Source organism: Nitratireductor sp. CH_MIT9313-5 (genome assembly GCF_037029545.1).
In the GTDB taxonomy this organism is placed as follows: Bacteria; Pseudomonadota; Alphaproteobacteria; order Rhizobiales; family Rhizobiaceae; genus Chelativorans.
Map to the genome: position 1 here is coordinate 550477 of NZ_JAYMER010000014.1, position 14619 is coordinate 565095.

General features: G+C 59.6%; 11 protein-coding genes and 1 tRNA gene. 3 read left to right on the forward strand and 9 right to left on the reverse strand.

The genetic code is table 11. The features are described from left to right. Positions 1-22: 22 nt before the first annotated feature. The 7 genes from WA367_RS10215 to ilvA all read right to left on the reverse strand — a co-directional run bounded on the left by WA367_RS10215 (position 23) and on the right by ilvA (position 7820). Entirely contained in the window at positions 23-592 is a 570-nt protein-coding gene (locus tag WA367_RS10215) for a GNAT family N-acetyltransferase (protein WP_336056637.1), read from the reverse strand. Beyond that, positions 589-1437: a 3-mercaptopyruvate sulfurtransferase gene (gene sseA, locus WA367_RS10220; RefSeq protein ID WP_336056638.1), complete on the reverse strand. Its 849-nt coding sequence runs from the start codon at positions 1435-1437 to the stop codon at positions 589-591. The genes WA367_RS10215 and sseA overlap by 4 nt, the downstream gene beginning before the upstream one ends. A 79-nt stretch (positions 1438-1516) precedes the next feature. Then, entirely contained in the window at positions 1517-2257 is a 741-nt protein-coding gene (locus WA367_RS10225) for an alanyl-tRNA editing protein (RefSeq protein WP_336056639.1), read from the reverse strand. After that, positions 2257-3291, reverse strand: a complete 1035-nt coding sequence (locus WA367_RS10230; RefSeq protein WP_336056640.1) for a cysteine synthase A — start codon at positions 3289-3291, stop codon at positions 2257-2259. Before WA367_RS10230 ends, WA367_RS10225 begins: the two co-directional genes overlap by 1 nt. A gap of 181 nt (positions 3292-3472) precedes the next feature. Beyond that, the gene (locus tag WA367_RS10235) at positions 3473-4714 is read right to left on the reverse strand and encodes an MFS transporter (RefSeq protein ID WP_336056641.1); all 1242 of its coding nucleotides are present in this window, start codon (positions 4712-4714) and stop codon (positions 3473-3475) included. A 161-nt stretch (positions 4715-4875) separates the two neighbouring features. Beyond that, positions 4876-6240, reverse strand: a complete 1365-nt coding sequence (locus WA367_RS10240) for a DEAD/DEAH box helicase (RefSeq protein WP_336056642.1) — start codon at positions 6238-6240, stop codon at positions 4876-4878. Between the two features lie 323 nt (positions 6241-6563). Beyond that, positions 6564-7820 (reverse strand): threonine ammonia-lyase IlvA, encoded by a 1257-nt coding sequence (gene ilvA / locus WA367_RS10245; protein WP_336056643.1) that lies wholly within the window; start codon positions 7818-7820, stop codon positions 6564-6566. A gap of 156 nt (positions 7821-7976) precedes the next feature. Here ilvA and WA367_RS10250 point away from each other — a divergent pair, with 156 nt between their 5' ends. Both WA367_RS10250 and WA367_RS10255 read left to right on the forward strand, forming a co-directional pair. Next, entirely contained in the window at positions 7977-9434 is a 1458-nt protein-coding gene (locus WA367_RS10250) for a TrkH family potassium uptake protein (RefSeq protein WP_336056644.1), read from the forward strand. A gap of 4 nt (positions 9435-9438) precedes the next feature. Beyond that, positions 9439-10608 carry an alpha/beta hydrolase gene (locus tag WA367_RS10255; protein WP_336056645.1) on the forward strand — a complete coding sequence of 390 codons (1170 nt, stop codon included), beginning with the start codon at positions 9439-9441 and terminating at the stop codon, positions 10606-10608. On the opposite strand, the gene ade is transcribed toward WA367_RS10255, so the two are convergent. Next, positions 10605-12422, reverse strand: a complete 1818-nt coding sequence (gene ade / locus WA367_RS10260; protein ID WP_336056646.1) for an adenine deaminase — start codon at positions 12420-12422, stop codon at positions 10605-10607. The two genes, WA367_RS10255 and ade, sit on opposite strands and share 4 nt — an antisense overlap. A gap of 188 nt (positions 12423-12610) precedes the next feature. Between ade and recQ the strand changes: the two genes are divergently transcribed. Next, the gene (recQ, locus tag WA367_RS10265) at positions 12611-14419 is read left to right on the forward strand and encodes a DNA helicase RecQ (RefSeq protein ID WP_336056647.1); all 1809 of its coding nucleotides are present in this window, start codon (positions 12611-12613) and stop codon (positions 14417-14419) included. 12 nt (positions 14420-14431) lie between these two features. Here recQ and WA367_RS10270 read toward each other — a convergent pair. After that, positions 14432-14517: transfer RNA gene (locus tag WA367_RS10270), tRNA-Leu, on the reverse strand. Positions 14518-14619: the final 102 nt, after the last annotated feature.

A 14619-nucleotide genomic window follows, 5' to 3' on the forward strand; every position in this document is an offset into this window, starting at 1 on the left:
AAAGCGCGAATGGTTCCCTCGATCACCGGCATACAATGTTTTTGCGCTCATCCGCTGTGAGCGGCACCAGTTCTTCTTCTCGCCGCTCCACGGGCGTAAACCCTGCCCGCTGATATAGCGGAAGGGCGGCAGGATGATCCAATGTGCAGGTTTCCACGGTGATCTGCGACTTGGACCGACTCCATGCCGCTCGTATAGCACATCCCAGAAACCAGGAGGCAAGCCCCCTGCCCATCGCATGGGTCATAAGGCCGAAGTGAACGAGGCGGCAGGCATCTCCCTCCTCGCGCAGCTCGAAAAAACCGGCAGGAGCTCCATCCAGATAAAGAACCTGAACTTCATTCGCGGGATCTTGCAGACGCTTCTCCAATTCGCTGTCTTCAAGGCGAAGTGCTGCAGTCCAGTGCCAATCCCGTCCAACCCGGTCGTAGAGATAGCGGTAGAAATGCGGCTGGATGTTCTCGGCGCGCATAAGTGCCAGGCTCTGCCCCAAGGGAGCATGGGGATAGTGCGATGGCTCACCTTCCATCTTGAGCCGCGTCACCACGGCTCGCAGGCTGGCAGCGCGGGTTTCGTCAGCCAATACCATCATTCGGCAGTTGCCACTGGCGTGTCGTCACGGCCACCCCATTCGCTCCATGACCCATCATAAAGCCTCGCATTGTCATGCCCCGCCTCCGCTAGCGCGAGCACGATTGCGGCAGCAGTGATGCCCGACCCGCAGGTGGCAACTACCGGCTTTTCTGCATCAAGACCGGCTTCCTGGAAGCGCCTCTGAAGTTCTTGACGATCAAGCAGGCTGCCATTGTCTGACAAGGTCATGACCGGCAAGCTTACAGCACCAGGCATATGGCCGGAGCGCATGCCTTCCCTCGGCTCTGGCTCGGAGCCATCGAAACGCCCTTTCGAACGCGCATCGGCCACCTGCACACTGCCTTCTTCCACAATACGCCGCATTTCCTGAAAACCCACAACCGCGTCCTTGTTGAACTGCGGATCAAATACGGCCGAAGCTGTCTTGGTAGGTTCGGAGGTAACCGGCCTGCCCTCGGATTTCCAGCGATCGAACCCACCGTCCAGAACGAAGACATCACTTGCCCCCATGACGCGGAACATCCACCAGGCCCTTGGCGCGGTGAAAAAGCCCGGGCCGTCATAGATGACGATCGTGTCCTTCCGCGTAATACCCATGGAACTCGCATGGCGTTCGAATGTCAGCGGATCAGGAAGCGTGTGCGGGAGTTTTGAGTCGGTGTCGACGACAAGGTCATGGTCAAAAAACACCGCACCGGGAATATGCGCAGCGTCATACTCCGCTTCTGCATTGCGGTTTTGCGCCGGCAGATACCATGATGCATCGACTATGGAGAGACCAGGCTCCCCCAGTCGCTTCTCAAGCCAGTCAGCCGAAACGATGAAGCGGCGTTGCTCGTCCATGAAACCTCCGGAACCTTTTGCTGGGACAATGCCCTGAGCACGAAGTGGTTTCACGTTCGAGGTGCCAAGGCAATATCCATCAACTCGGCAAGGGCCCGAACCGTATGCGGAAGCGGCGGTTCTCCCGTCCCTTCTTCTCGATCTTGCCTATGTGAATCTCACCGACCTCGCCAGTGCGCGCCACATGAGTACCACCGCAAGGCTGGCTGTCGATGCTGTCTTCCTCGCCGATGCAAACCAGCCTGATTTGCCCGGCACTTTCGGGCGGTCGCACATTTTTTGACTTCACGAGCCCCGGATTTGCTGTCAGGTCATCCTGACTGATCCACCTGGTGTAGACGGGATGATCTGCCTCGACGAGCGCCATCAGCTTTGCGGTAACCTCGTCTTTCCCCGGAGCGCCGTCCGGCATATCGAAATCGATGCGCGAATCCTGCTCACTGACCGAAGCGCCCGTAATGGGCTGCGGGCATACGACGCTCAGAAGATGACAGGCCGTATGCATCCGCATCAGACGATAGCGTCTGTCCCAGTCGATGGTCAGTCGAACCGTTTCCCCCACTTCCGGAAGCTGCGCCCCTTCTGTCACGCGATGTATAATCTCGTCCTTGGAAGCTCCGCAGACGGTTTCTACGATCGCGAGCCGTTCACCGTCCTCACGCTCCAGCGTACCGGTATCGCCGGGTTGCCCGCCGGATGTGGCATAGAAGACAGTTCTGTCCAGCAATATGCCGCCGTCATCCGTGACCGCTGTCACCACGGCGTCCGTCTCCCTCAGATACGCGTCTTCGCGAAACAGCGCTTCAACCGTGGGTGCCATTAGGCAACATCCTCGAAGGGAACCTCGATTTCAGGCGCCCCTTCCATCCAGCCGGGCACAGGCAGGTTCTTTGACCGCAGGAAATCCGGATTGAACATCTTCGACTGATAGCGCGTGCCATAGTCACACAGCACCGTCACGATGGTGTGCCCGGGTCCCAGTTCCCGCGCCAGATGCTTGGCACCAGCAATATTGATGCCGGAGGAACCGCCAAGGCAAAGCCCCTCTTCCTGAACCAGATCGAATACGATCGGCAGCGCTTCCTCATCGGATATCTGATACGCGAAGTCCGGCTGGAAGCCGTCAAGATTTGCGGTAATGCGCCCCTGACCGATGCCCTCGGTGATGGAGCCGCCTTCCGACTTCAACTCGCCATTGGCGTAGTAGTTGTATAGAGCCGCTCCCATCGGATCGGCGATGGCGATCTTGATATTGCTGTTCTTGGCTTTCAGTCCAAACCCGGTGCCAGCCAGCGTGCCGCCGGTGCCGACCGCAGCGACGAAACCGTCCACCTTCCCACCGGTCTGCGCCCAGATTTCCTCTGCAGTCGTCTGGATATGTCCTTCGCGATTGGCGGTATTGTCGAACTGGTTGGCCCAGATCGCACCATTGGGCTCGCTCTTTGCGAGCTTTTCGGCAAGCCGCCCGGACAGTTTCACATAGTTGTTGGGGTTCTTGTACGGCACCGCCGGAACCTCGATCAACTCGGCGCCGAGGACCCGCAGTGCGTCCTTTTTCTCCTGGCTCTGCGTCTCCGGGATCACGATTACCGTGCGGTAACCCAAAGCCTTCGCAACCACGGTCAACCCGATACCGGTATTGCCTGCAGTTCCTTCAACAATGACGCCACCTGGACGCAATAGACCGCGCCTTTCTGCATCCCGTATGATGAAGAGCCCGGCACGGTCCTTTACGGATTGGCCTGGATTGAGGAACTCGGCCTTGCCGTATATTTCGCATCCCGTCTCCTCAGAAGCACGTCTGAGACGGATAAGCGGCGTGTTGCCGATGGTTTCGATAACGGAAGGCTGCATGAATTCCTCGCTTGTTTTCACGCCAGACGCATGAGGAGATATTTCATGCGCGGCATATTTCCAGCCAGCGTAGAAACCGCTCCGCCTGCTTGCAAGGCGCGTTTTTCTCCAGGCCCCGCAACCGCACGCATGGAGCAGGCGCGAAAGCACGGGAAGCGAAATATTATTTCACTTACCCCCACTAACGTGCCTTGGGGATACGGCTCGACACATTAAGGCTCGCATCATCTTCGCCTCTTTGTGGTTTTGCGTCTTTGGAAAAGAGATAGACAAAAAGCGCAACGGACAAGACCACGCTGTAGAAGATGAAAAGCGCGCGATAGCCTGCCACCGGCTCTCCCGGCACCGAAGCAGCAGTCACCACCGCTCCCGTAGCAAACTGCGTGGCGCCGACACCGCCGATGGAGAAAAAGTTGAGAAGCGTGACGCCGCGGCCCGTCAGATGGGCAGGAATGAACGCCTTACCATGCGCCATCAGCAGGCCATAGGCGCTGCCGCACAGTCCAAGCACCACCAGAAGCCAGGTCGTGGTGACGAAGCTGTTCTGCGGCACGAAAGACATGAAGACCAGCGCACTTAAGCTGATGGAAGTGCCTGCCACCGCGACCCATTTGCGTGAACCGAACACATTGTCCAGCGGGCCATAGATGAATGATCCGGCCGACATCGACAGGGCCATGAATAGTGTGGCGTTGCCTATGGCCAGTGCAGTCGCGCCATAGACATCCGCAAGATAAGGTCCGGCCCAAAGCCCGCGAATGCTTGCAGCTGCGGCATAGTTGACCGCGACCAGCGGCAGGATAGGCCAAAGTGCCTTGAGCTTCATCAAGTCCAGATAGCCTGAAAAGCCACTGGTGGCTCGATGCTCCTCAGCGATATGCGGATCACGCACAAGCGTGTAGATGGCAGCTGCAACGCCCAAGGTAACAACCGCCAGCCCCGTGAGAACGGTTCGCCATCCGAAAGCTTCTGCGGCCGCTGCAAGCGGAGAGGCGCCGATCACATTGCCCAGCATCCCAACGCCCAGGATAGTGGAAGCCAGAATGGACAGACGTGCCGGCGGATGGGCATTGGCGAAAATGTAGATCGAGGCCATGAGAACCGGCGAGCAGCCAAAGCCGATCAACGCCATGGCTGCAATAACCATCCATGGCTCGCTGGCAGCTGCAAACAGAAAAGCCCCACCCGCACCGCCTATTGCAAGCATGATGGACGCAGTCTTGCGTGGTCCGAACCGGTCGAGCGACACACCCACAGCGAACTGCATGGACGCGAAAACGGCGAACCAGATACCCGAGGCTGTTGAAAGCTCTGCCTTGGTCGCACCAAGCTCGGTTGTCAAAACAGGTGTCAGAACCGCCAGAAACGAACGGTAGAACTGCGACAAGATGTAAGCGGTCGCCAGCGCAGCGATACCTGCCATTGCGTCAATCTCCTCCAGCGCCCGGAGCGCTCCTCTACGTTCCTACCCGATAACGCAGGCTTCACCGCTGCGCCATTGGGCCAGACCCTGGTCACCCCATGGAACAAAAAAGGCGCGAACCGAAGTCCGCGCCTTGGATCTTGTTCCAGTCTGCTTGCGCGTCAGGCGGCCTTGCCGCGTGCGCGGCCTGCCTGACCGCCCCCGCGACCACGCCGTGGACGGCGCTGCTGGCTTTCCGTCCGCTCGCCACTGCGCTGCGCGGGACCGTTGCCCTTGCGCTTCGCATGCTGACGATGCGGCTGCGCCGGCTTTTTCTGGCCCTCCGCACTGCCTTCACTACCGCGTGCCTGAGCAGGACGCACCGGATCAGGCTGATCCGTAATGTCCGCAGTCACCGGCAGCTTCATGCGGATGATGCGCTCAACCTGCCGCAGCTTGGAGGCTTCCGTTGGATCACACAGCGTGATCGCAGCACCATTCGCCCCATTTCGTCCCGTACGGCCAATGCGGTGAACATAGCTCTCTGCCTCATCCGGCAGATCGAAATTGACCACATGGCTGATGCCCGGCACGTCGATGCCGCGTGCGGCAATATCGGTCGCAACGAGGATGCGGACCGAACCGTCACGAAAACCGTTCAGTGCGCGCTGACGGGCATTCTGCGACTTGTTGCCGTGGATGACGGCGGCATTGAAGCCATCGCGCTCCAGATCACGGGTGACGCGATCGGCACCATGCTTGGTGCGCGCGAACACGATCACCTGCTTCATGCTTTCATCGGTCAGCAGGTCGGAGAGATATTTCCGCTTCTGCTTGGTGCGCGCGATGACAACACTCTGCTCGATTTCGGCAGCCGTCGTGCTCTGCTTGGCAATCTCGATGCGTACCGGCTCGCGCAGCAGCGTGTTTGCCAGCTGCTCTATTTCCTTTGGCATTGTCGCGGAAAACAGCGCGGTCTGACGTGCGGGATGCGTTGCCTTTGCAATGCGCCGCACATCATTGATGAAGCCCATATCGAGCATGCGGTCGGCCTCATCGAGCACGAGCCAGGTCGTATCCGAGAGGATAACTTCCTTCTCGCGCACCAGATCGGTCAGGCGGCCGGGCGTTGCGATGAGAACATCCACGCCCTGCTGCATGCGCCGGACCTGTGAATTGCGCGATACGCCGCCAAGCACGAGGCAGGTGGAGACATGCGCGCCCTTGGCGAGCGTCTTCACCACCGTCTCGATCTGCACGGCAAGTTCACGCGTCGGAACGAGGATCAGAGCCCGGGCCGTGCGCGGGCGGCGCTTCGTGCCAAGCCCGATGATGCGCGACAGAATCGGCAGCGAGAAAGCAGCTGTCTTGCCGGAGCCCGTTTGCGCAACACCGAGAATATCACGGCCCTCGAGAAACGGCGGAATGGCCTGCGCCTGGATCGGTTTGGCCTCTTCCATGCCTGCAGCCTTGGTTGCCGCAAGCAAAGTACCGGAAATGCCCAGATCCGAAAATTGTGTCTGGGTCGTCGTTGTTTGTTCGGTCAAATCTGTAACTCTTCTTGAGCCGCATCGTGAACCGAAGCGGCAGAATCCATGAGCAGGGCGCAACCTGCTTGCAATCTTGTGATGAACGACAAGGCGCCGGTGACCAAACACCGGGCGGCTGCGCTGTCGCGCCCGGAATAGTGCATCCCGGGGCTTTTCCCATCCCGTTTCAGTGGGCGGAAAGCAGACGCAACCAGTCCTGAAGAGCAAAAACTCTTGTTATGGGAAGGCCGAAACAAATCGTCGGCCCATGCGCCTTACCGGTCCCATATGGCCTCTGCCTGCACAAATAGCAAACGAATTGTGCGCCGCAGCAACGAAACCTACACGAGCAGGCTGGCGATAGTGTCGTTTTCGGTGATGTCCTGAAACGACCACCCTGCCTTCTCGAACTTTTTCATGAGTGCGGGAAAATTCTTCGCATTCTTTGTCTCAAGTCCGATCAGTACCGAGCCGAAATTGCGCGCGGACTTCTTCAGATACTCGAAGCGCGTAATGTCATCATCAGGGCCCAACAAATCGAGAAAGTCCCGCAGGGCACCAGGGCGCTGAGGGAAACGGAAAATGAAATATTTCTTCAGCCCCTCGAAGCGCAGCGCCCTCTCCTTCACCTCCGGAAGTCGCTCGAAATCGAAATTACCGCCGGAAACGACCGCAATGACGGTCTTTCCCTTCAAGATCTGGCGCGAATAGTCCTTCAGCGTGTCGATCGCCAGCGCACCGGCAGGCTCCAGCACGACACCCTCGATATTAAGCATCTCGACTATGGTCGCACAGAGCCGGTTCTCCGGCACGAGATGCACGTCCTCTGCACTGAACCGCTTCAGACGCTTGAAATTTTCCTTGCCGATCTCGGCAACGGCAGCTCCATCCACAAAGGTGTCCACCTTTTCGAGCCGTTGCCGCTTTCCACTTTCAAGGCTCGCATGCAGGCTTGGCGCTCCGGCCGGCTCCGCAAACGCAAAGCGCGTAGTCTTGCCCGCCGCCTGCAGGTAGTCCGTCACACCGGCAGAAAGCCCACCGCCGCCGACCGGCAGGATCATGAGCGCATCATCCAGCCCCTCGCCCAACTGCTCCTCGATTTCGGCAGCGACCGTCGCCTGCCCTTCGATGATGTCGGGATGATCGAATGGCGGCACCATCAGTGCGTCATTCTCCTGCGCATAATCTTCCGCAGCACGATAGCATGCATCGAAATAGTCGCCGACCAGGCGCACCTCGATGAACTCGCCGCCGAAAATACGCGTCTTGTCGATCTTCTGTTGTGGCGTCGTGACCGGCATGAAAACCACGCCCTTTCGCGAGAAGTACCGACAGACATAGGCGAACCCCTGCGCGTGATTGCCGGCCGAAGCACAGACAAAGTGCTTCTGGCCCGGATCACGCTCGACCGCCTTGCGCAGGAAGTTGAAGGCACCACGCAACTTGTAGGAACGCACCGGCGTCAGATCTTCACGCTTGAGATAGACGCGCGCGCCAGTCTTCTTGGAAAGATAATCGTTCAGCTGAAGCGGCGTAGGCTCGAAGAGCCCTCTCAGCGCCTTACCCGCTTCTGTAACCTGTGCCGGCTTCAGGCTCATTCTCGGTCTCTTTCTTCTTCTGTGGCCTTTGCGACCATGGTCATTCCAATTCGCAGGCTGCTATTGCATATCGGCGAGGTTGAAGCCACTGTCGCGCTCAATCAAGCCGAGATCGGCCAATCCTGCGCTTCGGGGTAGTTAGGGGATAGGAAATCCGTGCAATATCTGGCCGTCAGGACTGCCATTCACATCGCGTCGGTGTTTGCCATCTATCTGTCCGTTGCCATGCTGATTCCAGCAGTCGTCGACCTTTATTATGGCAACGAGGACTGGCGGGTATTCGCGTTCTCATCCTTCTTCACCGGCGGGCTTGCTCTTGCAGTTTCGCTTGCGACCCGCGGACGCGCGCCAGCGCTTTCATCACGCTTTGGCTTCCTGGTCGTCAACATGCTCTGGTTCACCGCCTGCTTTGTCGGCTCGATTCCCCTGATTGCCTCTTCGCTAGAGCTCAAGCTCGCCGATGCCGTGTTCGAATCCGTTTCCGCGGCTACGGCCACGGGTGGCACGGTGATTGTCGGTCTTGACGGGCTGCCACCCGGCCTCCTCCTGTGGCGCTCGATCCTGCAATGGATCGGCGGGCTTGGTGTGATCGCGTTGGGCCTCTTTATTCTGCCATTTCTGAATGTTGGCGGGGTTTCCTACTTCAAGATCGAATCCTCCGACATTGAGGATCGACCCTTCGACCGCTTCTCCACATTCGCGGTCGCGCTGGTCAGCATCTATGCCGCGCTGACTGTCGCATGTGGCTTTGCCTATGCAGCCGCCGGCATGACCGCCTTCGATGCGCTGAACCATGCATTGACCACCGTCGCAACTGCCGGCTTTTCCACCCATGATGCCTCGATGGGCTATTACGCGGACAATTACGCGATCCTCTGGGTCGGCACGTTCTTCATGTTCCTGGCCGCACTGCCATTCTCGATCCTCATCCTGTTCCTGGTGCGCGGACGTCTCGATTCCCTTCGCGACCCCCAGATCCGGGTCTATGGCGGCTATGTCCTGATATTCGTGCTGACGGTTGCGATTTACCTTCGCATTACCGACGACCGGCCGTTCCTCGACGCGCTCACCCACGCCGCATTCAATTTCGTGTCGATCATCACCACGACGGGATATGCCACCGAAGACTACGGCCAGTGGGGACCGTTCGCAGTGGCCGCTGCCTTTGTTGCGATGTTCCTTGGTGGGTGTTCGGGCTCCACGACCGGCGGCATCAAGGCCTACCGCTTCCTGATCCTGTTCGAGCTTCTGGCAAACGGTCTGCGCCGCTTCGTCTATCCGAACACGGTCCTGACCGTGCGTTATGGCGACCGGCCTGTGGAAGACGACCTGCAGCGCGCGGTCGTCCTGTTCATGTCGGCCTTCCTCGTGATCTGGGCGGTCATCATCCTGATGCTGGCGGCGACCGGCCTTGATCTGGTTACCGCTGTTTCTGCGGCGCTGACCGGCCTGACCAATGTCGGCCCTGGCCTTGGCCCCGTGATTGGCCCTGCCGGCAATTTTGCCCCGCTATCGGATGCCGCCAAATGGATCATGGCACTTGCCATGCTTCTGGGGCGCCTGGAAATTCTTGCCGTTCTGGTCATCTTCACGCCCGTTTTCTGGGGTCGATAGGCGAATGGCCTCTTCTTCATCTTCGCGATTCGCGCTTGTCACTCTGGCTTTGGCCCTGTCCGTCACCGGCTGCACCACGGTTGAGCGGCACAGGCTGATCGCGCAGACAATCGCGCCAGCGGGTGAAAACGACATTGCGGCCCGACACGAAATCTATGTAGCCACCTCCCGCGGCTTCTCGTCCGAACCCGGCGTGGTCTATGCGGGCGAACGTGCGGATGAAACGACATTCGCGAAGGTCAGTGTCACTGTCCCAGCGGTGCATGAAGCAGGGATGATCGAGAAGGCGCCCAATCCGATCGTCGCCGATCCGGCGCGCTATTTCGCAGCCGACAGCATCGGCATCTTTCCGGCCCATGACGACTTCAAGTCGGAGCTGGCGCGCTCGATCAAGGAGCGTGGAGGACGTGCACTGGTCTTCATCCACGGCTTCAACACCGCTTTCGATGAAGCCATATACCGCATGACGCAGGTCGTGCATGACGCGGACTATCAGGGCAGTCCCATACTGTTCACCTGGGCGTCGGCGGCACGAACCATTGATTATGTCTATGACAACAACAGCGCCACCTTCGCACGCGACCGACTTGAGGAAACGCTGAAGCTTGTGGTCGAGGCTGGCGCCGAGCGTATCGACATCGTCGCGCATTCAATGGGCAGCTGGCTGACCATGGAAACGCTCCGGCAGCTCGCCATCGCGGGAGATCCGACACTGCAGGGTCGCCTGGGCGATGTGGTTCTCGCCTCACCCGATATCGATGTGGACGTCTTCAAGAGCCAGATGCGCCGCTACGGCAAGCCAAAGAAGCCTTTTTATGTGCTGACCTCGCAACGCGACCGCGCATTGAGCGTCTCGGGCCTGATCGCGGGCAACAAGCCGCGCGTGGGCGACTACACCTATGCGGAAGACCTCGCACAGTTCGGGGTGACGGTAATCGACGTCACCTCCGTCTCCGGGGGCGATGCACTCAACCATACGACCTTTGCGGAAAACCCCGCCTTGGTTCGACTTCTGGGTCAGGGCCTTCTGCGCGATCAAAACGATACGGATTTCGAGGACGATCTCGCCGACCGTATCGGTTCGCTTGGCGCAGGCGTGGGTCAGACCATCGGCACCACAGCCGATATCATCATCACCACGCCTTTCGAAGTGCTTGGCCTGACCTTGCGCTAGTCGTTCACGAAGAGGTCCACCTTCTCGAAGCGCGTGACATCCACAAGTCCGATATCGGATATGCGCAATTCGGGAATGACCACCAGCGCCAGAAGCGAGTGCTGCATATAGGCGTTGTTGAGGCTGCAACCCATTTCGCGCATGGCTTCGGCAAGTCGTGACGCTTTCTGTGCGACGATCTCCGCACGTTCCTCCGACATAAGCCCGGCAATCGGCATCTCCACCAACGCAAGTTCCTTGCCCTTGGAGATCATCACCACGCCACCTCCGACCTCGCCCAGCCGATTGGCAGCAACCGCCATGTCCTCCTTGTTCGTGCCGACCACGATCATGTGATGGGAGTCATGCGCCACGGTCGAGGCCATTGCACAGTCCTGCGTATAGCCGAAGCCGGATACGAAGCCGTTGGTCACCGCGCCCGTACCGCGATGCCGCTCGACCAGCGCGATCTGGCAGACATCGTTGCGGCGATCCATCGACACAAGACCTTTCGCAACGCCAAGTTCTGCCGTCAGCGCGCGGGTCGGTGCCTGGTTCTCGATCACACCTATAACCCTCGCCTTGACCGAGCGCGCTCCTTCCGGAGCCGGAATGTCGAAACCTGAGGCCTTGAGCTTTTTCCCCAGCCGCACCGTGTCACGCGCTGTGGCGGGATAGGGATAGGCCGGCATGTCCGCCTCAAGCTTGCCCGCGCGCGCAAGCCGAACCCCACGTCCGTAGACTTCGTCGATCTTCAGCGTGGCAAGGTCCGAGACGATCAGAAGGTCGGCCCGACGCCCCGGGGTGATCGAACCAAGTTCCCGCTCGAGCTTGAAATGCTGCGCGGTGTTGATCGTCGCCATTTGAATGGCCGTGACAGGCGCAAGCCCCTGCGCAATTGCATGGCGCACCACGCGGTCCATATGCCCGTCATTGACCAGCGTGCCGGAATGGCAGTCATCGGTGCACAGAATAAAGTTGCGCGGATCTAGCCCCTGCTCCGTCACGGCCTTGATCTGGCTTGCGACGTCATACCACGCCGAGCCAAGACGCAGCATGGCTTTCATGCCTTGCCGCACGCGCGCAATGGCGTCCTCCACGCGCGTCCCCTCGTGATCGTCTTCCGCACCACCGGCAACATAGCCGTGGAAGGCGCGACCCAGTTCGGGCGAGGCGTAGTGCCCGCCAACGGTCTTGCCTGCACTCACCGTGGCTGCAATCTCTCCCACCATGGTCGGATCATTGCCGGCCACACCGGGAAAGTTCATGACTTCGCCCAGCCCGATGATGTTCTCCCACTGCATGGCGTCGGCAACATCCGAAGGACCAACCGATGCGCCGGCGTTTTCCAGGCCCGGCGCAGACGGCACGCAGGACGGCATCTGCACGAACACATTGACCGGCTGCGCCAAGGCCTCGTCATGCATCAGCTTTACGCCTTCAAGCCCCAGCACATTCGCAATTTCGTGAGGGTCGATGAACATGGAGGTAGTGCCGTGGGGGATGACCGCGCGGCAAAATTCCGTAACCGTCACCATGCCGCTTTCCACATGCATATGCGCGTCGCACAGCCCCGGCACGAGATAACGCCCCATCGCGTCCACCACCTTGGTGCTTTCGCCGATGGCGTGGCTTGCGTCGGGCCCGCAATAGGCAAAGCGCCCTTCAACGATGGCAAGATCCGTTCCGGGAATGATTTCGCCGGAATGCACGTTCACCCAGCGTCCGTTTCGCACCACGAGGTCTGCGGGCTTGCGCCCCATGGCGACATCCACCAGATCGGAAGCCACTTCGCTCCAAGGCTTGATGACAGGTCGCTCACTCTTGTTGTTCATTATGTCCCCTCCTGAGGTCGAAGCCACTGTGCCAGCGGTCCTCAAGCAAATAAAGACGCGACCCCTCGGCCACAGCATGAAACACTTTGTTGGTGGAGCAAGCTATCTGATCGTGGACGCCGCGGCTGAACCACGACGCTCTAGCTGCTATTGCCTTGGCCCTAAGTGATTCGAATGCAGGCGGGACAATGGTGCGCGATCCTCTCGACATCCTGAAGAGCGTTTACGGCTACAAGAAATTCCGCGGCCAGCAGGAAAGGATCATCCGGCACGTGGTCGCCGGCAACAATGCCTTTGTTCTCATGCCGACGGGTGGCGGCAAGTCACTGTGCTACCAGATACCTGCGCTCGCGCGCCCCGGAATGGGTCTCGTCGTGTCCCCCCTGATCGCCTTGATGCTCGACCAAGTGACCGCACTTGGAGAAGCCGGTGTGCGCGCCGCTGCACTGAATTCCGACCTTGATGGCGATGCCCGCCGCGCACTCTGGCGCCAGATCCATGATGGCGAGCTTGATCTCCTGTATGTCGCACCGGAGACGCTCATGCGCGATGCGACGCTGGAAGGCTTGCGCAATGTGCCGCTCTCGCTGGTCGCAGTGGATGAAGCGCACTGCCTCTCCCAATGGGGTCACGACTTCCGCCCTCACTACCGGGCGCTTGGGGAGTTGGGCGAAATCTTTCCCGGCACGCCGCGCATGGCGCTGACGGCAACCGCAGACGCACCAACCCGCACCGAAATCCGCACACTGCTTCAGATTGATGAGGCAGATTGCTTTGTCTCGGGGTTCGACCGTCCGAATATCCGCTACACCATCACCGAGAAGGCCGATCCCCGCCGCCAGTTGCGCGCATTTCTCGAAGAGCATGGCGACGAAAGCGGCATTGTCTACTGCCTTTCCAAGCGCAAGACGGAAGAAACCGCTGAATGGCTTTGCGAACAGGGCTATGACGCCATCGCCTATCACGGGGGCATGGACCGTGGTGCACGTGAAAAGGCACAGCATCGCTTTCAGCGCGAGGACGGAGTGATCGTCGTCGCCACGATCGCCTTCGGCATGGGGATCGACAAGCCCGATGTCCGCTTCGTTGCCCATCTCGATCTGCCGGGCTCGATCGAAGCCTATTATCAGGAGACGGGCCGTGCCGGCCGCGACGGTCTGCCTGCCGAGGCGATGATGCTCTATGGCATGGGCGATGTGGTCCAGCGCAACCGCTTCATTGAGGAATCGGACGCGCCCGAACAGCGCAAATTCGTTGAACGCCAAAAGCTTGACGCGCTTCTGGGCCTGGCGGAGACCGGCCACTGTCGCCGCAAGGCGCTGCTCAACTATTTCGATGATGACTGCGAGCCGTGCGGCAACTGCGATACCTGCCTGAACCCGCCGGAAATGTTCGACGCGACAATCCCGGCGCAGAAGATCCTCTCCTGCATCTATCGCAGCGGTGAGCGCTTCGGACAGGCTCACATCATCGACATTCTGCTTGGCTCCAGGAACGAGAAGGTCCTGGCCAATGGCCATGACAAGCTATCCACCTACGGCATCGGCAAGGATCAGCCGCGGCGCATGTGGCGGGACATCCTGCGCCAGATCATCGCCTTGCGTCTGATTGCCACCGACAGCGCAGGCTTCGGCGGGCTTCACCTGACCGAAAATGGGGTTCAGTTCCTGAAGGAGCGCCCCACCCTCATGCTGCGCAAGCCGCGGCCCAAGCCGGTCACGACCGAAAGTGCAGCCCGCTCCAAACGTTCTGCCCTGCCCGAAAAGCACGAGATCGTGTTCCAGGCGCTGCGCGAAAAGCGACGGGAGATCGCGAGGGAACAGAATATTCCGCCTTATGTCATCTTCCACGACAAGGTGTTGATCGAGATGGCAACGACACGGCCGGCCTCGCGCGCTGAATTGAGCAGAATTCCCGGAATTGGCGAAACGAAACTGGACCGCTACGGCCCGGCCTTCCTGAGCGTCATCGCCGAACACGCAGCACCAGCGCCTTGAGAAGAGGAAAGATGGTGCGGACGGCGGGAATCGAACCCGCACGATCAAGGATCGAGGGATTTTAAGTCCCTTGCGTCTACCAGTTCCGCCACGTCCGCACGGGCATGACGGGTAGCCGCTTGAAGCGGGGTAATCAAGCCTCAAAAAGCAGCGGCGGGCGGTCGCAACAACCGCCCGCCGTTCGAATGTTTGAAGCGCCT